19 protein-coding genes are annotated in these 19,762 nt (G+C 73.0%); 12 read left to right on the top strand and 7 right to left on the bottom strand.

Features of this window, described 5'->3' with window-relative positions; all coding sequences use genetic code 11:
- Position 1: 1 nt before the first annotated feature.
- The 3 genes from ID804_RS04035 to ID804_RS04045 are packed head-to-tail and all read right to left on the bottom strand — an operon-like array spanning position 2 to position 1,727.
- Entirely contained in the window at positions 2-502 is a 501-nt protein-coding gene (locus ID804_RS04035; RefSeq protein ID WP_169077630.1) for a cation:proton antiporter regulatory subunit, read from the bottom strand.
- 48 nt (positions 503-550) lie between these two features.
- Positions 551-1,423: a UbiA family prenyltransferase gene (locus ID804_RS04040; RefSeq protein ID WP_169077631.1), complete on the bottom strand. Its 873-nt coding sequence runs from the start codon at positions 1,421-1,423 to the stop codon at positions 551-553.
- 52 nt (positions 1,424-1,475) lie between these two features.
- On the bottom strand, positions 1,476-1,727 hold the full coding sequence (locus ID804_RS04045) for a hypothetical protein (protein WP_169077632.1): 252 nt from the start codon (positions 1,725-1,727) through the stop codon (positions 1,476-1,478).
- Positions 1,728-1,942: 215 nt separating this feature from the next.
- Here ID804_RS04045 and ID804_RS04050 point away from each other — a divergent pair, with 215 nt between their 5' ends.
- Both ID804_RS04050 and ID804_RS04055 read left to right on the top strand, forming a co-directional pair.
- Positions 1,943-3,154, top strand: coding sequence for a phosphotransferase family protein (locus ID804_RS04050; protein ID WP_188219146.1), 1,212 nt, complete (start codon positions 1,943-1,945; stop codon positions 3,152-3,154).
- Between the two features lie 46 nt (positions 3,155-3,200).
- On the top strand, positions 3,201-3,674 hold the full coding sequence (locus ID804_RS04055; RefSeq protein ID WP_169077634.1) for a hypothetical protein: 474 nt from the start codon (positions 3,201-3,203) through the stop codon (positions 3,672-3,674).
- 70 nt (positions 3,675-3,744) lie between these two features.
- Here ID804_RS04055 and ID804_RS04060 read toward each other — a convergent pair whose 3' ends face one another.
- The 3 genes from ID804_RS04060 to ID804_RS04070 form a co-directional block, all read right to left on the bottom strand.
- A complete protein-coding gene (locus ID804_RS04060; protein ID WP_169077635.1) occupies positions 3,745-4,413 on the bottom strand; it encodes a response regulator transcription factor in 669 nt (222 codons plus the stop codon).
- Positions 4,410-5,987 (bottom strand): sensor histidine kinase, encoded by a 1,578-nt coding sequence (locus ID804_RS04065; protein WP_169077636.1) that lies wholly within the window; start codon positions 5,985-5,987, stop codon positions 4,410-4,412. Before ID804_RS04065 ends, ID804_RS04060 begins: the two co-directional genes overlap by 4 nt.
- Before the next feature lie 62 nt (positions 5,988-6,049).
- Positions 6,050-7,126 carry an App1 family protein gene (locus tag ID804_RS04070; RefSeq protein ID WP_169077637.1) on the bottom strand — a complete coding sequence of 359 codons (1,077 nt, stop codon included), beginning with the start codon at positions 7,124-7,126 and terminating at the stop codon, positions 6,050-6,052.
- A 157-nt stretch (positions 7,127-7,283) separates the two neighbouring features.
- Here ID804_RS04070 and ID804_RS04075 point away from each other — a divergent pair, with 157 nt between their 5' ends.
- The 5 genes from ID804_RS04075 (at position 7,284) to ID804_RS04095 (ending at position 11,396) form a co-directional block, all read left to right on the top strand.
- The gene (locus tag ID804_RS04075; protein WP_169077638.1) at positions 7,284-7,928 is read left to right on the top strand and encodes a TetR/AcrR family transcriptional regulator; all 645 of its coding nucleotides are present in this window, start codon (positions 7,284-7,286) and stop codon (positions 7,926-7,928) included.
- A 238-nt stretch (positions 7,929-8,166) separates the two neighbouring features.
- On the top strand, positions 8,167-9,003 hold the full coding sequence (locus tag ID804_RS04080; RefSeq protein WP_169077639.1) for an ABC transporter ATP-binding protein: 837 nt from the start codon (positions 8,167-8,169) through the stop codon (positions 9,001-9,003).
- On the top strand, positions 9,000-9,728 hold the full coding sequence (locus ID804_RS04085; RefSeq protein WP_169077640.1) for an ABC transporter permease: 729 nt from the start codon (positions 9,000-9,002) through the stop codon (positions 9,726-9,728). The genes ID804_RS04080 and ID804_RS04085 overlap by 4 nt, the downstream gene beginning before the upstream one ends.
- The gene (locus ID804_RS04090) at positions 9,725-10,456 is read left to right on the top strand and encodes an ABC transporter permease (RefSeq protein WP_169077641.1); all 732 of its coding nucleotides are present in this window, start codon (positions 9,725-9,727) and stop codon (positions 10,454-10,456) included. Before ID804_RS04085 ends, ID804_RS04090 begins: the two co-directional genes overlap by 4 nt.
- A 22-nt stretch (positions 10,457-10,478) precedes the next feature.
- Complete coding sequence (locus ID804_RS04095; RefSeq protein ID WP_169077642.1) at positions 10,479-11,396, top strand: ABC transporter substrate-binding protein; 918 nt, start codon at positions 10,479-10,481, stop codon at positions 11,394-11,396.
- Positions 11,397-11,494: 98 nt separating this feature from the next.
- Here ID804_RS04095 and ID804_RS04100 read toward each other — a convergent pair whose 3' ends face one another.
- On the bottom strand, positions 11,495-12,166 hold the full coding sequence (locus ID804_RS04100) for a DedA family protein (RefSeq protein WP_169077643.1): 672 nt from the start codon (positions 12,164-12,166) through the stop codon (positions 11,495-11,497).
- A 158-nt stretch (positions 12,167-12,324) separates the two neighbouring features.
- Between ID804_RS04100 and ID804_RS04105 the strand changes: the two genes are divergently transcribed.
- The 5 genes from ID804_RS04105 (at position 12,325) to ID804_RS04125 (ending at position 19,711) form a co-directional block, all read left to right on the top strand.
- Positions 12,325-13,731 (top strand): cytochrome ubiquinol oxidase subunit I, encoded by a 1,407-nt coding sequence (locus ID804_RS04105; RefSeq protein ID WP_169077644.1) that lies wholly within the window; start codon positions 12,325-12,327, stop codon positions 13,729-13,731.
- A gap of 9 nt (positions 13,732-13,740) precedes the next feature.
- Positions 13,741-14,760 (top strand): cytochrome d ubiquinol oxidase subunit II, encoded by a 1,020-nt coding sequence (gene cydB / locus ID804_RS04110; RefSeq protein ID WP_169077645.1) that lies wholly within the window; start codon positions 13,741-13,743, stop codon positions 14,758-14,760.
- Entirely contained in the window at positions 14,649-16,439 is a 1,791-nt protein-coding gene (gene cydD, locus ID804_RS04115; RefSeq protein ID WP_317451160.1) for a thiol reductant ABC exporter subunit CydD, read from the top strand. Before cydB ends, cydD begins: the two co-directional genes overlap by 112 nt.
- Complete coding sequence (cydC, locus tag ID804_RS04120; RefSeq protein WP_169077646.1) at positions 16,436-18,124, top strand: thiol reductant ABC exporter subunit CydC; 1,689 nt, start codon at positions 16,436-16,438, stop codon at positions 18,122-18,124. Before cydD ends, cydC begins: the two co-directional genes overlap by 4 nt.
- Positions 18,125-18,280: 156 nt before the next feature.
- The gene (locus ID804_RS04125) at positions 18,281-19,711 is read left to right on the top strand and encodes an aspartate ammonia-lyase (protein WP_169077811.1); all 1,431 of its coding nucleotides are present in this window, start codon (positions 18,281-18,283) and stop codon (positions 19,709-19,711) included.
- Positions 19,712-19,762 lie beyond the last annotated feature (51 nt).

The following is a 19,762-nucleotide window of genomic DNA, read 5'->3' on the forward strand; positions in this document are numbered from 1 at the left end:
ATCAGCCCGGCAGCGTTCCGTCGGCGAGCAGTCGCGCGAGCGACTCCAGCGCCGGCCGCGTGCCCACGACGATGAGCGTGTCGCCCGCCTGCAGCTCGGTCTGCGGCGTCGGCGAGGGGATCACCTCGCTGTCGCGCACGATCGCGACGACCGAGGTGCCGGTGAGGGTGCGCGCCTTCGTGTCGCCGAGGCACCCGCCGACGAAGGGCGAGGTGGCCGGCAGCAGCAGCTGCTCGGTGAACAGGCCCGCCGCCTGCTCGCGGATGCCGGCGAGCTGCCCCAGCATGACCGAGGCGCCGAGCACGTCGGCGAGGGCGAGCGCCTCGTCCTCGCTGAGGTGCACGCGCTCGCGGCACGCGTCGGGGTCGAGCTCGTCGAACACGCCGAGCTCGCGCTCGCCCGTGCGATGCGAGACGACGCCGATGCGGCGGCCGTTCTCGGTGACGATGTCGTGCCGCGTGCCGATGCCCGGCAGGTCGATCTTCTCGATGCGCACTCCCACGCGCTCACGGTATCAGCGGGCGGCGCCGTCGCCGTCGCCTCGCGGGCCTCAGGGGGCGGATGCGGGCGCCGCCGGCCCCGCCGCGCCTCCCGCCTCCCCGACGAGCAGGCCGCCGGCCCCGGCCAGGCTCACGACCGCCGCGAGCGCGGCGGCCATGATCACGCGGAACAGCGCTCGTGACCGCGGTGCCCGCCGCACGACGACGGCGCCGACGACGAGCAGCACGACCCCGCTCGCGGCGCCGATCGCGCCGAGGGGCGTCAGCCGTGCCGGCCCGACGACCCCGAGCACGGCGGCGAGGGCGAGGCTGCCGAGGGCGACGAGGCCGGAGGCGCGCGCACCGAGACGGTGGGGGAGGGCGCGGATGCCGTGCCGGGCATCCTCGTCGAGGTCGGGCAGCACGTTGGCGAAGTGCGCGGCGATGCCGAGGAGGGCGCCCATCGCGATCGCCCACCACGGGGCGGGCCGCGGCTCGGGGGCGGCGAGGGCGATGATGAGCGGCAGGCAGCCGAAGCCGATCGCGTAGCACGCGGTGGCCAGCAGCCCTCGCTTGAGGCCGAGGTTGTAGGCCCAGCCGCAGAGCAGGAAGACGGCGTGCGCGACGGCGACGCCGGGGCCGAGGGTCGCGGAGAGCGCGACGGCGCCGAGCGCGGCGCCCACCGCGAGCGCGAGCACGAGGCGGGCGTCGAGATCGCCGCGCGCGATCGGCTTGTCGCTGCGCCCGTCGGCCCGATCGCGTCGCGCGTCGAGGGCGTCGTTCGACCAGCCGATCGACAGCTGCTGCAGCAGGATCATGACCGTCACGAGAGCGGCGCGCGCGGGGTCGAGTCCTGCGGCGAGGCTCAGTGCGAGGGTGACGGCCGTGACGACGACCGTCGGCCCGCCGTGCGCCGCGGCGAGAAGGGCGCTCAGGCGTGGCATGCGCTCATGCTAGGGCGCGGCCGCCGGCTCGCCTCGCGCGGGCGGCGACGACTCACAGCGTCGGCAGCTGCAGGTCGCGGACGGTGCGCTCGTCGCTGATGCCCGTGAAGCCGCGCGTCGGCCCGCCGTCGGGGTCGGCGGTGAGCGCGAGCGTGCCGAGCGCAGAGACCGTGGTCGCGACGACGCCCACGACGGCGAGCCAGATGATGCGCCTGGTGTGCTCCGCGACGGTGCGCGGCGGCCGGAGCGCGCGGTGGAGGAGCCTCGTCGTCGAGGTTCGGCCGCGCGCGAGCAGCGTCCACATGGGGTGCCCCCTCGGGTCAGGGAACGCCGGCCATCTCGGGTCAGGGGCCGGTGGGCGATCGAGGTTCGGGTTCGATCGCTCGCGACCAGAGTAGACCTCACCGGCCCGCCGAGGAGAGAGACTTTCGCCTCGTTCGCGGCGAGACGCGCGGCGCGGTTCGCTCTCGCGCCCCGCATCCCTCATGATGAGGAGCGATGAGTGCCCACGATTCCCCCGTGCTCCACCGCGACGTGCTGCACGCCGTCGCGAGCTCGCTGGGCTCGTCGCTCGTCGACGCGCACGCGCTGCAGATCGAGCCCACCGGCCAGGGCTTCACGCACGGCTACCGGGTGACGCTGCGCGACGAGGCGGGCGGCACCGCCGATCACACCGTGTTCGTCGAGACCTCGCCGCCCGACACGACCCGGGCGGGCGTGCTCACGCTGACGCAGCCGGAGACGGGCGAGCGGGTCGACGTGTGGGTGTATCCGGCCGACCCCTCGCTGCCGGCGCTGCGCACCGCCGTCTACGCCGAGGCGGCCTCGATCGTGCTCGCGCGCCTGGGCCTGCCGGTCGAGGATCTGCGGGTGAGCCTCGCGGCCTACCGCCCCGGCAAGCGCGCGGTCGTCCGCGTCGACACGGCGCGCACCGCCTACTTCCTCAAGGTCGTGCGGCCCCCCGCGGCCGAGCCGCTGCAGGCCAAGCACACGCACTGGCGCCACGAGGGCGTTCCCGTGCCGACCGTGCTCGGCTGGAGCGAGGAGGGCCTCGTCGCCCTCGAGGCGCTCGCCGGCGTCGAGCTCATCTCGGTGCTCGATCGCGTGCCGAATCCGGATGCCCTGCTCGACGAGATCGTGCGCCTCATGCAGCGCATCGCCGCCGTGCCGTCGACCGCGCCCGCGCGCGCCTCGCTCGTGCGCCGCCTCGACTGGTACGAGGAGCGCCTGGTCGAGCAGCTGCCCGCCTACGACGGCCTCATCGAGCAGACCTCGCGCGCGATCGCCCGTCGGTTCCGCGCGGGCGGCACCCCGCCGCCGAGCCGCACCGTGCACGGCGACCTGCACCTGGCCCAGCTGCTCGTGGACGCCTCGGCGCCGACGACGATCACGGGCGTGCTCGACATCGACACCTCGGGCTGGGGCGACCCGGCCGACGACGCCGCCGCGCTGTACGCGCACCTCATCGCCACGGTCGTGCACGACGGCGGCAGCCGAGCCACGCTGCGGGCCTCGCGCGCCTCGGTGCTCGCCGACGGCTGGCGCCGACGCTGGTTCGCGTGGCCGGAGGCGGGCTTCGTCGACCGCGCGCACGCGATCGCCGCGACCCAGCTGCTCGGCCACGCCCTCGCGCGCTCGGCGGCCGGCTCCGACGACGCGGCCGTGCTCATCGAGCGCGCCCACCGGGTCGTCGCCGCGGGGGATGCCCCGCTCACCACGGCCGTCTGGTGACGCTCCGGGGCCCCGCCCCCGCACCCCTCACCACGGGCTCGGCCGCGTGAGAGTTCTCTCATGCTCGCTGCGCGCGCTCACGCCGCCTGCCACGATGGACTCGGCGCACCCTGCGCCCTCGACCCTTGACGGAGGTGCGCTCGTGGAGCAGCGCGGCTGGATCGCCCTCGGCGCCGCCTCGGCGCTCGGCCTCGGCGTGCTCGCGGGCGCGGCGGTGTCGGTGGCGACGGCCATGCCGCTCGTCGACTCCTCGGAGTCGGTCTCGATCGCACCGATCACGAACGCACCCGCCGACGGCAGAGGCACCACGAACGGCGGCGACCGCATGCCGAGCGCGAGCCCCTCGGCGGCGCCCTCCTCGTCGCCGGGGCCGTCGAGCTCGCCGACACCGAGCCCGACGCCGACACCGAGCCCGACGACGACCCAGGCGCCGCAGCCGGTGCCGGTCGCGCCCGCGCCGCAGCCGACCTCGGTGCAGTCGGTCGACGACGACGGCGACGACAGCTCCGACGACGGCTGACACCGGCTCGCGCTGACCCCGGCCCGCGTCGACCCCGGCCCGCGCCGAGCCTCGGCCGGGCATCCGCCGATCAGACCAGCCGGTAGCCCATGCCGCGCACCGTCTCGATGCGGTCGGCCCCGATCTTGCCGCGCAGGTAGCGCACGTACACGTCGACGACGTTCGAGCCGGGGTCGAAGTCGAAGCCCCACACGCGCGAGAGCAGCTGCTCGCGCGAGAGCACCTGCTCAGGGTGCTGCAGGAACTGCTCGGCGAGCGCGAACTCGCGCGCCGAGAGGTCGACCGCGCTCTGGCCGACGGTGACCCGGCGGGTGCGCAGGTCGAGGGAGAGGTCGCCGTGGCGCAGCACGGTCTCGGTCGTCGCGCTCGCCCGCCCCGCCTCGCGCAGCCGCAGGCGGATGCGCGCGAGCAGCTCGTCGAACTTGAACGGCTTCGGCACGTAGTCGTTGGCGCCCGAGTCGAGCCCCTGCACCGTGTCGTCGAGGCTCGTGCGAGCCGTGAGCATGATGACCGGGGTGGCGTCGCCGCGCTCGCGCAGACGACCCAGCACCCCGAAGCCGTCGAGCCCGCCCGGCAGGCCCACGTCGAGCAGCACGAGGTCGAACGAGCCCGTCGCGAGGTAGTCGAGCGCCTCGACGCCCGTGCCGACGACGGTCGGGGCGTAGCCGCTCGCCGTGAGTCCCTTCTCGACGAAGGTCGCGATGCGCGCCTCGTCCTCGACGACGAGGATGCTCGTCATCGCACCTCCTGGTTCGTGCGGTCGGCGGGCGCCGGGTCGGCCGCCGGCGGGGGAGCGGGCGCCTGGGGCGCGACCGGCACGACGATGCCGAAGCGCGATCCCGCCGGCGAGGTCTGCAGGCTCACGTGGCCGCCGTGCGCGCGGGCGATCGCCGCGACGATCGGGAGGCCGAGGCCCGAGCCGGCGACGCCGCGCCCCGTGTCGGCGCGCCCGAAGCGCTCGAAGATGCGCTCGCGAGACTCCTCGGGGATGCCCGGGCCCTCGTCGGCCACCCAGAACTCGACCGCCCCTTGGTACCCGCTTGCGCCGATGCGGATCGTCGAACCGGCAGGCGAGCACTTCGCCGCGTTGTCGGCCAGCTGCAGCCACGCCTGGGTGATGCGCGACGGCGACACGCTCGCGACGGCGTCGACCGCACCGTCGAGCACCCACTCGTGGTCCCCGATCGCCTGCACCTTGCCGAACACTGCGGCGGTGAGGTCGGCGACGTCGGTGGGCTCGGTGACGAGCATGCCGCGCTCGTTGCGGGCGAGGTCGTCGATGTCACTCACGAGGTCGGCCATGCGGTCGAGCTCGTCGAGGGCGAGGTCGCGCACGGCCCGCACCTCGTCGGGCCGCCCGGCGTCGAGCAGCTCGAGGTGGCCGCGCACGATCGTGATGGGCGTCTTGAGCTCGTGGCGCACGTCGTCGAGCAGCTGCCGCTGCGCGGTGAGCGCGCCGTCGAGACGGTCGAGCATCGCGTTGACGGTCGTCGTGAGCGCGCCGAGGTCGTCGCGCGAGCGCACGGGGATGCGCTCGGAGGTGTCACGGTCGGTGATGCGCTCGGCGGCGAGCCGCAGCTCGCGCAGCGGCGAGAGCAGGCGCCCGGAGACGAACCAGCCGACGAGGCCGATGAGCACGATCGTGAGGGCGCTGAGCCAGGCGTAGGTGACGAAGGCGCCGCCGACCTGGTCGACCTCGCGCTGCACGTCGATCGCGGTGACGTACGCGCCGAGCTCGGGCGAGTCGGCGATCTCGACCGGGGCGACGACGTAGCGCACGGCGCGCACGTCGTCGAGCGCCGTGGAGTTCGCGGTGCCGAGCACGACGGTGCCGCCGAGGGCCTCCTGCCAGGCGCGCTCGAGCAGGGCGGGGTCGTCGGCGAGCGAGAACGACTGCTCGACGGGCGGCGCCCAGCGCGGGGCGCCGTCGACGAGCGCGATGCTCGACTCGTGCCGGCCCGGGATCACGAAGGTCATGATCGCGCGCAACGCCTCGGTCGCCGAGTCGTAGACGGGCGGCTCGGGCGCCCCAGCGCTCGTGTCGGCGCCGTCGCCGCCCGGCTCGGTGGGTGCTCCGGCCGCCCCTTCAGCCGCCTCGTCGATCGAGGCGGCGGCGGGTGCCGTCGCGAGCACGGCGCGCGCGGACTCGACGGCGGCGAGCAGCTCCTGGTCGATGCCCTCGATGACGCGGTCGCGCTGCACGAAGTACGCGCTGATGCCCGCGAAGGTCATCCCCACCGTCGTGATCACGAGGATGTCGGCGAGGATGCGCGCCCGCACCGTGAAGGTCGGCAGGGTCAGCGCGCGGGGCATGCCCTCATTATCGGCACCGCGTCTGTCGCGGGGGCTCAGGATGAGAGGACTCTCACGCCCGCTCAGTCGAGGCGCGGCGTGTCGCTCTCGTCGAGCACGCCGCGCGCGCCGAGCTCGAGCGCGAGCCCTGCCCCGTCGGGCGCCCACACCCAGGGCGCGTCCGACGCGGTGGCCTCCGGGTCGTCGACGTGGCGGCGTCCTCCGGCGAGCACGGCCTCGCCCGTCGAGAGCTGACGGATCGCGACCGCCTCGACGTTCTCGGGGTGCGCGTCGGCGAAGTCGCGGTAGAGCTCCTCGTCGTGCTGGCCGTCGTCGCCGACGAGGATCCAGCGGATGGTCGGGAACTCCCGCGCGAGGCGCTCGAGGCTCGCGGCCTTGTGGTCTCGGCCGCTGCGGAACAGCCGATCGTGCGTCGGCCCCCAGTCGGTCAGCAGTAGCGTGCCCTCCGGGTACAGGTGCCGCGACAGGAACCGGTCGAGCGTCGGGGCGACGTTCCACGCGCCCGTCGAGAGGTAGACGACGGGGCACGACGGATGCTCGCGCACGATGCGCTCGTAGAGCACGGCCATGCCCGGCACGGGCTGGCGGGCGTGCTCGTCGAGCACGAAGGTGTTCCACGCGGCGAGGAAGGGCCGGGGGAGCGCGGTGACCATGACGGTGTCGTCGATGTCGCTCACGAGGCCGACCCGGGCATCCGGGCTCACGACGTGGATGGGGGCCTCGACGGGCGGGCTGTCCTCCACCTGCAGCTCGATCGTGCGCAGGCCCGGCTCGAGCTCGACGCGCACGTCGACGTCGATGACGCCCCCGCGGTCGGCGTAGACGGTGACCTGCTGGCCGCCCGCGCGCACCGTCACCTCGGCGCCGCCGATCGCGATGCTCGTGAAGCTGCGCCACCCGCGCAGCGCCTTGGCCGGGCGGTGCAGGTCGAGCCCCGGCTTGACGAGCAGCACGCGCGCGAGCACCCGGATCCAGCCGGGCCCGCCGTAGCCGGCGTAGGGCACGACGACGGGCACGAGCCCCCGCTTGCGGCCGCGGCGCTCGCGGATGCGGTGCACCGAGTCCTCGAGCGCGGCCGCGCGACGCGCCCACGTCGATCGGGGGGCGCGCGCGGCGGTGTCGGGAGCGTCGGCCGGCATCGCTCCAGTCTTGCATGCGGGTCATGCCCGCCCCCGACGTTCGATGAGCGAACAGCGTGGAATCGAACTCGAATATTCCTGCCAGGAAAAACAGTCGAACACTCAGGTTGCGCGCTAGCATCCAAGCAGCCCGGTCGTCGAAAGGTACCCAGCCGCTATGTCCTCCATCATCGAACTCAGCACGACGCTGCTCGCCGCGTCGGCTCCCATCCGCAACGAGCCCGTGCAGGCGCGCAGCACCGCGCGCCTGGCCGCCCTCCTCGACTCCGCCGCCGCGGTGATCGACGAGATCGGCTACGAGCGCCTGACGACGGCGATGGTCGCCGACCGCGCCGGCGCCTCCATCGGCACCGTCTACCGCTACTTCCCCGACCGCATCGCCGTGCTGCAGGCGCTCGCGGCACGCAACTCCGAGCGACTGCTCGAGCGCCTCGTCGGCGAGCTCGCCTCCGACGCCCACGCGACCGCGACCGACGCCGTGCTCGGCGTGCTCGAGGTCACCGTCGAGCTCTTCCGCATGGAGCCGGGCTACCGCTCGCTGCGCGTCGGCGACGTGCTCGACCTGCTGCCGCCGGCCGCCGACGAGACCGCCAACAGCGTCGTCGCCGGTGCCGTCGCCGCCGCGCTCCAGCAGCGCTTCGACGTCTCGGCCGACGACGCCGCGCGCCGTGCCATCGGCAGCGCCGTCGAGGTCATCGACGCCCTCGTCGCCCGCGCCTTCGCGCGCGACGCCGATGGCGACGCCGTACTGCTCGACGAGGCCCGCCGCGTCGTCCGCGCGACCCTCGCCGGCGTGCTCTAGGCGCCGCACGACCCCTGCGCGACCCGGCACCGCTCCGCCGGTCGTCGCCCTCACGAGAGCCCCTCGCCCGTCGGCGAGGGGCTCTCGTCGTCGGCGCCGAGCCCGGGCGGAGCATCCGCATCGTCTGCGCAGATGCCGAGAAAAGGGGAGCATTCGTGACGAACGGTCGGTGACGACTGCTTGACTGGGAACGCGCTGAGCGCACCCTCAGTGCTGATCCAACCGAGAGTCGAGCATCGTGATCGAGTTCCGCTCCATCTCCAAGCGCTTCGACGACGGCACCCTCGCCGTCGACGACTTCAGCCTCGTCATCCCCTCCCGCCGCACGACCGTCTTCGTCGGCTCGAGCGGCTGCGGCAAGACGACCCTGCTACGCATGATCAACCGCATGGTCGACGCGTCGAGCGGCGCGCTCGAGATCGACGGCGAGAACGTCTCCGCGATCGAGCCCGTGCAGCTGCGGCGCCGCATCGGCTACGTCATGCAGAACTCCGGCCTGCTGCCGCACCGCACGGTGATCGACAACATCGCGACGGTGCCGCGGCTCAACGGCGTTCCCAAGCGTGCCGCCCACGAGCGCGCGCTCGAGCTCATGGACACGGTCGGGCTCGATCGCGCGATGGCCAAGCGCTACCCCTCGCAGCTCTCCGGCGGCCAGCAGCAGCGCGTCGGCGTCGCGCGCGGGCTCGCCGTCGACCCCAACATCCTGCTCATGGACGAGCCCTTCGGTGCCGTCGACCCGATCGTGCGCGCCGAGCTGCAGCAGGAGCTGCTGCGCCTGCAGCGCGAGCTCGGCAAGACCGTCGTGTTCGTGACGCACGACATCGACGAGGCGTTCCTGCTCGGCGACCAGGTCGTCATCCTCGAGAAGGGCGCGCGCATCGCCCAGCGCGGTACGCCGGAGGAGATCCTCGCCAACCCCGCGAGCGACTTCGTGGCGAGCTTCGTCGGCGCCGACCGCGGCCGACGCGCATTGAGCATCCGCGAGGTCGACGGCGCTCGCGTGCTCGTCGACGCCGACGGCAACCTCGCCGGCCGGCTCGTCGACCGACCGGCGGAGGCGAGCGCCTCGTGACCTGGGTGCTCGCGAACCTCGAGCAGATCCTCGAGCTCTCGCTCACGCACCTGCGCCTGAGCCTGCTGCCGATCGTGCTCGGCTTCGTCATCGCGATCCCGCTGGGCTGGGTGGCGCACCGATACCGCCTCACGCGAGGCCTCATCCTCACGCTCGTCGGCCTGCTCTACACGATCCCCTCGCTCGCGCTGTTCGTCGTGCTGCCGCCGCTGCTCGGCACGCCGTTCCTCAGCGAGGCGAACGTGCTCATCGCGCTCACCATCTACGCGGTCGCGATCATGGCGCGATCGACGGCGGATGCCCTGGCGAGCGTCGATCCGGACATCCAGCAGGCCGCCACGGCCATGGGGTACTCCTCCTGGCGCCGATTCTGGGTGGTCGACCTCCCTCTCGCCGGGCCCGTGCTGCTCGCGGGCCTGCGCGTCGTCGCCGTGAGCACGGTGAGCCTGCTCACGGTTGGGGTCATCGTCGGCGTCGACAGCCTCGGCTACCTGTTCACCAACGGCTACCAGCGCGGCATCCTCGCCTCGGTGCTCACGGGCGTCGTCGTGACGGTGCTCATCGCCCTGCTGCTCGACCGCGTGCTCGCGCTGCTGGGCGCCTGGCTCATGCCATGGACGAGAGCGGGGCGCGCGAGTCGCCGGTCGCGCGTCGCGCAGCCCAGCCAGCTCGTCGATCGCGCGCCCGCGACGGTCGGCACGGGCGTGCAGGGGAGCGGCGCATGAACCTCTTCCTCGACGCCTTCGCCTGGATCGCCGCGCCCGAGCAGTGGAGCGGCTCCGGGTCGCTGCCGCAGAGGCTCGGCGAGCACTTGCTCTACACCGTCATCGCCGTCGGCGTCGCGGCCCTCATCGCGGTGCCGATCGGCTGGCTGATCGGCCACACCGGCCGGGGGCGCGAGTTCGCCGTCGGGCTCTCCGGCGCGGCGCGTGCGCTGCCCTCGTTCGGCCTGCTGTTCCTGTTCGTCATGCTCGTCGGGGTCACCCTCCGCGGCCCGATCGTCATCGCGGTGCTCGTCCTCCTGGCGATCCCGCCGATCCTCGCCGGGGCGTACGCGGGATTCGAGGTCATCGACCGCCGCACGATCGACGCCGCGCGCGCGATGGGCATGACCGAGGGGCAGATCCTCTGGCGCGTCGAGGTGCCGCTCGGGCTGCCGCTGCTGTTCGGCGGCCTGCGCAGCGCGACCCTCCAGGTCGTCGCGACCGCCGTGCTCGCCGTCTTCGTCGGCCTCGGCGGGCTCGGCTACGGCATCGTGCAGGGCATCGCCGTGCGCCAGTTCGACCAGATGCTCGGCAGCGCGCTGCTCATCATCGCGCTGGCCCTGCTGCTCGACGCGGTCTTCGCGCTGCTCGAGCGCTTCGCGGTGCCGCGCGGCGTGCGCGCGGGCCGCACCCCCATCGTCCGCTCGGCGTCACCGCGACGCCGGGCGGTGGCGGAGCCCTCCGCCTGAACCGAGAAGAAGGAAGAGTGTGATGATCACAGCAAGGAACAAGGGCCGGTTCGCGCTCGGCGCGACCGTGGTCGGGGCGGCATTGGCCCTGGCAGGGTGCGCGTCGGGGGATCCGCTGGACCCCGGTACGGAACCCGGCGACAGCGGCTCCGGCGACACCATCGTCGTCGGCTCGCAGGCGTACTACTCGAACGAGATCATCGCCGAGATCTACGCGCAGGCGCTCGAGAGCGCCGGCTTCGACGTCGAGCGCAACCTCAACATCGGCCAGCGCGACGCGTACATTCCGGCGATCGAGGCCGGCGAGGTCGACCTCTTCCCCGAGTACACCGGCAACCTGCTGCAGTTCTACGTGCCCGACACGACGGCCACCGAGGCCGACGCGGTGTACGAGGAGCTGCAGGGCGCCGTGCCCGAGGGCCTGCAGGTGCTCGACTACAGCCCCGCGACCGACCAGGACAGCTACAACGTCACGCGCGAGTTCGCCGAGGCCAACGACCTCACGACGATCGCCGACCTCGCCGGCGTCGAGGGCCTCATCCTCGGCGGCAATCCCGAGCTCGAGGAGCGCCCCTACGGCCCGACCGGCCTGCAGGAGGTCTACGGCGTGACGGTCGAGTTCCAGGCGACCGGCGAGACGACCGTCGACGCCCTGCTCGAGGGCGTCGTGAACATCGCCAACGTCTACAGCGCCGACCCGCGCATCGGCGAGAACGACCTCGTGACCCTGGAGGACCCGGAGGGGCTCTTCCTCGCCTCGAACGTCGTGCCGCTCGCGAGCGCCGACCTGCCGCAGGAGGCCGTCGACCTCATCAACGAGATCAGCGCCGCCCTCACGCCCGAGGGCCTCGTCGCCCTCAACGTGCAGAGCACGGTCGACCAGCTGAGCGCCGCCGAGATCGCGGAGGGCTGGCTGACCGAGAACGGGTTCCTCGAGTAGGCGACCCGCGGCATCCACGCCACGACGGGGGCGGAGCGTCAGGCTCCGCCCCCGTCGTCATGTGCAGCGGATGCCCGGCGCGGGCCCCGCGCGCCCGCTCAGTCCTCCCGCGTGGTCGCGTCGCGATCGCCCGGGTGGTCGGCGAAGCGCGACGAGTACCGCTCGAGCAGCTTCTTCACGCCCCACACGAGGGCGAGGAAGACGAGGATGATGCCCACGAAGAGGTACGCCGCCCAGCTGAGCTGGTCGTCGAGCTCGCGGTAGGTGCCCGCGGCGGCGGAGCCGACCGAGACGTAGAGGAACGACCAGATGGTCGACGCCGCCGCGAGCCAGGCGATGAACGTGCGGAAGCGCAGGGTCGACATGCCAACGGTGAGCGGTGTGAGCGAGTGCAGCACGGGCAGGAACCGTGAGACGAAGACGGCGATGCCGCCGCGGTGGTCGAGGAAGTTCTCCGCCCGCACCCAGTTCCTCTCGCCGATGAGGCGGCCCGCTCGCGACCGGCGCAGCCAGGGCCCGATCGTGCGGCCGATCCAGAACCCGATCGAGCCGCCGGCGAGGGCGCCGACGATGCAGGTGAGCGCGAGGCCGAAGTACTCGGCGGGGGAGTCGACGGCGGTCGAGGCGACGAGCACGACGGTGTCGCCCGGCACGACGAGCCCGATGAGCACGCTCGTCTCGAGCATGATGAAGAGCCCGGCGAGCAGCGTGCGCACGACCGGGTCGACGCTCTCGACCGTGTCGAGGAGGCCGCCAAGGAGGTCGTTCACGAGCGGGAGCCTACCCAGCGACCGCCGGTGTGCGCTGAGCGCCAACGCGGCGCGCGCCGCCCGCGATCTCGGGACCTTCGGCCCGTGCCCGTCGCGCGACCGTCTTCCTAGGGTTGAACCGTACCCACCCCTCACTGACGCAAGGCGGTCTGACTCCCGTGCTCGAATGGCTCGACCCACTCGCCCTCGCCCGCTGGCAGTTCGGTCTCACGACCTTGTACCACTTCCTCTTCGTGCCGCTCACGATCGGCATGGCCCTGCTCGTGGCCATCCTGCAGACCGCGTGGGTGCGCACGGGCACGCTGAAGTACCTGCACCTGACGCGCCTGTTCGGCCGCATCTTCCTCATCAACTTCGCGATGGGCGTTGTGACGGGCATCGTGCAGGAGTTCCAGTTCGGCATGAACTGGAGCGACTACTCGCGCTTCGTCGGCGACGTCTTCGGCGCGCCGCTCGCGATGGAGGGTCTGCTCGCGTTCTTCCTCGAGGCGACTTTCATCGGCCTGTGGATCTTCGGCTGGGACAAGCTGCCGGCGAAGCTGCACCTGCTGTCGATCTGGATGGTGTCGATCTCCACCGCGATGTCGGCCTACTTCATCCTCGCCGCGAACGCGTTCATGCAGAACCCAGTCGGCTACCAGATCAACGAGATGCGCGGTCGGGCCGAGCTCACCGACATCGGGGCCGTGCTCACGAATCCGGTCGTGCTCGCGTCGTTCCCGCACACGATCTTCGCCTCGATCATGTTCGCCGCCGTCGTCATCGTCGCGGTCGCGGCGTATCACCTCTCGCGCGGCCAGTACGACGACACCATGCGCACGGCGCTGAAGTTCGGCGGCGTCGTGAACCTCATCGCCTTCGCCGGCGTCGCGATCAGCGGCGACCAGCTGAGCCTCGTCATGGTCGCGACCCAGCCCATGAAGATGGCCGCGGCCGAGGCCCTCTACGAGACGGCGGGCCCGGCGAGCTTCTCGCTCTTCTCGCTCGGCACGCCCGACGGCTCGAACGAGATCTTCTCGGTGCGCGTGCCGTACCTGCTGTCGCTGCTGTCGACCCACACCCTCACGGGCGAGGTCGAGGGCATCAACGACCTGCAGGCGCAGTACGCCGAGCAGTGGGGCCCCGGCGACTACACGCCGATCATCTGGGTGACCTACTGGGCCTTCCGCTGGATGATCGGCCTCGGCGCCCTCGCCGCGCTCATCTCGGCCGTCGGCCTGTGGATCACCCGAGGTGGCCGCCGACCGGCCGGCTGGGCGTGGAAGGTCGCCATCTGGGCCGCGCCGCTGCCCATGATCGCGAGCCTCGTCGGCTGGATCTTCACCGAGATGGGCCGCCAGCCGTGGCTCGTCTTCGGCCTCATGAAGACGGAGGACGGCGTCTCACCGAACGTCACGGGCCTCGAGGTGCTCATCTCGCTCGTCGTGTTCACGATCGTCTACGGCGCGCTCGCCGTCGTCGACTTCCGCCTCATCAAGCGCGCCGCGATCGAGGGCCCGAAGGAGTGGGAGCAGCACTCCGACCCGGACGCCGTCGACCCGCAGAAGCTCGCCACGGTCTACTAGGAGCCCCTCATGGATCTCGCATTCCTCTGGTTCGTCATCGTCGGGTTCTTCTTCGTCGGCTACTTCGTGCTCGACGGCTTCGACTTCGGCGTGGGCATGTCGCTGCCCTTCCTCGGCAAGGACGACACCGACCGCCGGCAGATCATCAACACGATCGGCCCGGTCTGGGATCTCAACGAGACCTGGCTCATCGTCGCCGGCGCCGCGCTGTTCGCGGCCTTCCCGTACTGGTACGCCACGCTGTTCAGCGGGTTCTACCTCGCGCTGCTGCTGATCCTCGTGGCGCTCATCCTGCGCGGCGTCTCGTTCGAGTACCGCCATCAGGGCCGCAGCCCGCAGTGGGCGAAGCGCTTCGACCTCATGATCGTCGTCGGCTCGGCCGTACCGGCGTTCCTGTGGGGTGTCGCCTTCGCCAACATCGTGCAGGGCACGCCGATCGACGAGGCCGGCAACTACACCGGCACGCTGTTCACGCTGCTGAACCCGTACGGCATCCTCGGCGGGCTCGCGACGCTGCTGCTGTTCTTCACGCACGGCGTGCAGTTCGTCGCGCTCAAGACCGACGGCGAGCTGCGTGAGCGCGCCCGCGCCCTCGCCGGCCGCTCGGGCATCGTCACGATCGTGGTCGCCGCGGCGTTCCTGGTCTGGACGGTCGTCGCCCACCTCGGGGTCGACCACGCGCCGCTCATCGCCGCCTTCGCCGCCGCCGCCGCGGTCGCCCTCATCGGTGCGACGGTCGCCAACCGGGTCGGGCGCGAGGGCGTCGCCTTCACCCTCTCGGCCGTCACGACGCTCTTCGCGGTCGCGACGATCCTCGCGGCCCTGTTCCCGAACGTCATGCCCTCGACGATCGACCCCGCGTTCAGCCTCACGATCGAGAACGCGTCGAGCTCGCAGTACACCCTCGAGGTCATGACGTGGGTGGCGGTGTTCATGATCCCGCTCGTGCTGCTCTATCAGGGCTGGACGTACTGGGTCTTCCGCAAGCGGGTCACGCGCGCCTCGATCCCGGTGGGGGCGGCGCACTGAAGCCCCTCGACCCGCGCCTGCTGCGCACCGCGTCGGCCGCGAGATCCCTGCTCGCGGTCGGCGCGGCCGTCGCCGCCCTGCACGTCGCCAGCATCATCGCCTTCTGCTGGTTCGCCGCGCAGAGCATCGCGCGCGTCATCGAGGGCGCGCCGCTGAGCGAGGCGGGGATGCTCGTGGCGGCGACCGCCGCATCCGTCGTCGTGCGATCGCTCACCCAGGCCGCGCTCGACGCGCTCGCCGCCCGCGGCGCCGCCCGGGTGAAGAGCCAGCTGCGCCGGCGCGTCATCGAGGCGGTCGACCGCGGTGGCTCGGCGGCGCTCGGGCAGCGGTCGAGCGCGGGCATCGCGACGCTCGTCGGGCAGGGGCTCGACGCCCTCGACGGCTACGTCGGGCAGTACCTGCCGCAGCTGATCCTCACGGCGGTCGCCACGCCGCTCGTCGTCGCCGCGCTGCTGCTGAGCGACCTCGCCACGGGCATCGCCGTCATCGTGACCCTGCCGCTGATCCCGCTGTTCATGGTGCTCATCGGCTGGGCGACGCAGGCGATGCAGCGCTCGCAGTGGCAGGCGCTGCAGCGGCTCTCGCAGGGCTTCCTCGAGGTCGTGCAGGGCCTGTCGACCCTGACGATCTTCGGCCGGCAGCACCGGCAGTCGGCCCGCATCGAGCGCGTCACCGACGACTATCGCGTGCGCACGATGCGCGTGCTGCGGGTGTCGTTCCTGTCGAGCTTCGCGCTCGAGCTCGCCGCGAGCCTGTCGGTCGCGGTCGTCGCCGTCTCGGTGGGCGTGCGCCTCATCGAGGGCTCGATCCCGTTCGCGCTCGGCCTGTTCGTGCTCATCCTGGCCCCTGAGGCGTACCTGCCGCTGCGCATGGTCGGTGCTCGCTTCCACGCCGCCGCCGACGGGCTCGCGGCCGCCGAGGAGGTGCTCGACCTGCTGCACGAGGCGGATGCCCGCCCCGACGCCGCCGCGCCCGTCGCGCCCGCGGCGGCCCGGCCCGGCGAGGCGCACGGCGTCGCCCTCGCGCTCAAGGGCGTGAGCGTCGACCGCGGCGGCGTGCGCGTCGTCGACGGGCTCGACGCCGCGTGGCGGCGCGGCACGGTCGTCGCGGTGACCGGCTCGAGCGGCACCGGCAAGTCGTCGCTGCTCGCGGCGATCCTCGGCTTCGCGCCGCACGGCGGCCGCGTGCTGATCGACGGCGTCGCGCTGCCGCCGGATCAGCGACCGGCGCGGCTGGCCTGGGCGGGGCAGCGTCCCGAGCTGACCGCCGGGCCGCTCGTCGACGTCGTCGCTCTCGGGGAGGCCACGCCCGATGCGGCGCTCGCCGCGCGCGCCCTCGCCCTCGCGGGCGCGATCGACGTGCCCGTCGCGACGGTGCTCGGCCCCGCGGGCGCCGGACTCTCCGGCGGCCAGGCGCAGCGCGTCGCGATCGCGCGAGCCCTCTACCGGGCGCTCGCGCATGACCTCGACGTCGTGCTGCTCGACGAGCCCACGTCGGCGCTCGACGTCGACGCCGAGCGGCGGGTCGTCGACGGCCTGCGCGCGATGGCCGACGCGGGGCGGCTCGTCGTGGTCGTCACCCACCGACCCGCCGTCGTGGAGGCGGCCGACGAGGTGCTCGACCTGGCCGCGCATCGTGCGGGCGCCCGGGCGACACTGGAGGAGGTGCGGAGCCGATGACCGCGACATCGCAGCCCGCCCCGCCCGCCGCCGCGAGCATCCGCCCCGTGCTGCGCGCCGCGCAGCCGCCGCTGCGGGCCGCCGCCCCTGCCCTCCTGCTCGGCGCCCTCGCCGCCGGGTCGTCGGTCGCGCTGCTCGCGACCGCCTCCTGGCTCATCGCCCGCGCCGCCGAGCAGCCGCCGATCCTCTTCCTCGGCATGTCGATCGTCGGCGTGCGCGCCTTCGCAATCGGTCGGGCCGTCTTCCGCTACCTCGAGCGCGTCGTTGGCCACGACGCGGCCTTCCGCGCGCTCGCGGGTCTGCGCGTCAGCGTCTTCCGCCGGCTGCTGCCGGTCGCGCCGGACGGGTTGCGCGGCACGCGCTCCGGCGACGTGCTGACGACCCTCGTGCGCGACGTCGACACCCTGCAGGATCTGCCGCTGCGGGTCGTGCAGCCGCTCGTGAGCGCGGCGATCGTCGCCGGCCTCGCCGTCGTCGGCGTCGCCTGGCTGTCGCCCGTCGCCGCGGCCGTGCTGCTCGTCGGCCTCATCGCGACGACCGCCGCGGCGACCGCCGTGCTGTCGGCGCTCAGTCGCGACGCGGAGCGCCGCATCGCGCCCCTGCGCGCGGAGCTCGCCGACGCGGTGCTGGAGTACCTCGCCCGGTGGGAGACGCTGCGGGCCTTCGGGGCCGACGCCGCCCGCCGAGAGCGCGTGCTCGACCTCGACGCACGCCTGCGGCGCGCGCAATCGCGGCAGTCGGCCGCGCAGGGCTCCGTCGCCGCCCTCGTCACGCTGGGCGGCGGGGGGATGCTCGTCGCGACGTTGCTCGTCGTGCAGCCCGAGCTCGCCGCGGGCGCCCTCACGGGCCCCGAACTTGCCCTGCTCGTGCTCGTGCCGCTCGCGATCGTCGAGGTCGTCGGCGCTCTGCCCGCCGCGCTCGGCGCCTGGTGGCGCGTGCGCGCGAGCGCCGAGCGGGTGGCCGACGTCGTGCCCGAGTCGGTGCCGGTGGAGATCCCCGTCGCGCCGCAGCAGCCGGTGTCGATCGAGGGGCTCGAGCCGAGCATCCGCCTGCGGGGTGTGTCGGCGCGCTGGCCGGGAGCCGCGCGCCCGGCCCTCGCACCGCTCGACCTCGACCTGCGGCCCGGCGACCGCGTCGTGCTGCACGGGCCGAGCGGCGCCGGCAAGACGACGCTCGCGCACGTGCTCGTGCGGTTCCTCGAGCACGAGGGGCGCTACGAGCTCGGCGGCGTCGACGTGCGCCGACTGCACCCCGACGATGTGCGGCGGCGCGTGGTGCTGCTCGAGCAGCAGCCGCACCTGTTCGACGAGTCGATCCGGCAGAACCTGCTGTTCGCGCGCGACACGGCGACCGACGCCGAGCTGCTCGCGGTGCTCGAGCGCGTCGGGCTCGCCGAGTGGGTCGCCGAGCGCGGCGGGCTCGACGCGCCCGTCGGCGAGCGCGGCCGCCTCGTGTCGGGCGGGCAGGCGCAGCGCCTCGCGCTCGCGCGCGGGCTGCTGTGCGAGGCGCCCGTGCTCGTGCTCGACGAGCCGACCGCGAACGTCGACCCCGAGCGCGCCGAGGCCGTGCTCGAGCAGCTGCTCGGCGCGGCCATCGGCGACGACCGCGCGGTGCTCGTCATCTCGCACGCGCCCGTGCCCTCGCACCTGGTGACGCGACGCGTGCGCCTCGAGCCCGCCCCCTAGACTGGGAGGGCCACCGCCACTGCTGTCGGACCCACAAGGAAGAGGCATCCATCCATGGTGCGCACCACCGGCCCTGCTCCCAGTTTCACGACGAGCGACGACGGAGTCCCGATCTACCGCCCGGGGCTCGCGGAGGGGGGTGACGGGCCGCGCGAGATGCGCATGGAGCACGATTCGCTCGGCTCGATGCCCATCCCCGCCGACGCCTACTGGGGCATCCACACCGCGCGAGCGCTCGAGAACTTCCCGATCACGCGGCGCGCTCTCTCGAATCACCCGAACCTCGTCATCGCCCTCGCGTACGTCAAGCAGGCGGCCGCGCGCGCGAACCGCGAGATCGGCGTCCTCGACCCGGCGAAGGCCGACGTCATCGACCGCGCCTGCCAGGAGGTCATCGAGGGCCACCTCCACGACCAGTTCGTGCTCGGCGTGCTGCAGGGCGGCGCCGGCACGAGCACGAACATGTCGGTCAACGAGATCATCGCCAACCGCGGCCTCGAGCTGCTCGGCCACGCCAAGGGCGAGTACGAGCACCTGCACCCGATCGACGACGTCAACCGCAGCCAGTCGACGAACGACGTCTACCCGACGGCGATCAAGCTCGGCATGGTGCTGAGCCTGCGCACGCTGCTCGACGAGCACGAGCTTCTGAGCGAGGCGTTCTCGCGCAAGGGCCGCGAGTTCGCGCACATCCTCAAGGTGGGGCGCACGCAGCTGCAGGATGCCGTGCCGATGACCCTCGGGCAGGAGTTCCGCGGCTTCGCCACGACCCTCCGCGAGGACTACGACCGGCTCTCTGAGGTCATCCCGTGGCTCAACGAGATCAACCTCGGCGCGACCGCGATCGGCACCGGCATCACCGCCGACCCCCGCTACGCCGAGGCGGTGCGCCGGCACCTCAGCGAGATCTCCGGCTACGAGATGCAGACCGCGCCCGACCTCATCGAGGCCACGAGCGACGCGGGCATCTTCATGACGCTCTCCGGCACGCTCAAGCGCGCCGCGGTGAAGCTGTCGAAGATCTGCAACGACTTGCGCCTGCTGTCGTCGGGCCCGCAGGCCGGTCTCGGCGAGATCAACCTGCCGCCGCGCCAGGCGGGCTCGTCGATCATGCCCGGCAAGGTCAACCCGGTGATCCCGGAGGTCGTCAACCAGGTCGCGTTCTCGATCATCGGCGCGGATGCGACGGTCACGGCCGCCGCCGAGGCGGGGCAGCTGCAGCTCAACGCCTTCGAGCCGGTCATTGCGACGAGCATCATGCAGTCGCTCGCGTGGATGACGAACGCCTGCCGCACGCTGCGCCTCAACTGCGTCGACGGCATCACCGCCAACGTCGAGCGCCTGACCGAGATGGTCGACCTGAGCGTCGGCGTCGTGACCGCCCTCACGCCCTACATCGGCTACCAGGCCTCGGCGAAGCTCGCGTACGAGGCGCTGAACTCGCCGCTGTCGATCCGGCAGATCGTCGTCGAACGGGGCCTCATGTCGGCGGAGGACGTCGAGCGCGTGCTCTCGCCCGAGCGGCTCTCGGGCGCCGTGCCGGCCACCGGCGCGATCGCGCTGCCGATGGTGCCCGTCGAGGACTGACCGCACCCTCGCGCGACGCGGCGGCCGCTCCCGAGGGGGCGGCCGCCGTCG

The sequence above is a fragment of the Microcella alkalica genome, from assembly GCF_014595885.1.
GTDB lineage: Bacteria > Actinomycetota > Actinomycetes > Actinomycetales > Microbacteriaceae > Microcella > Microcella alkaliphila_B.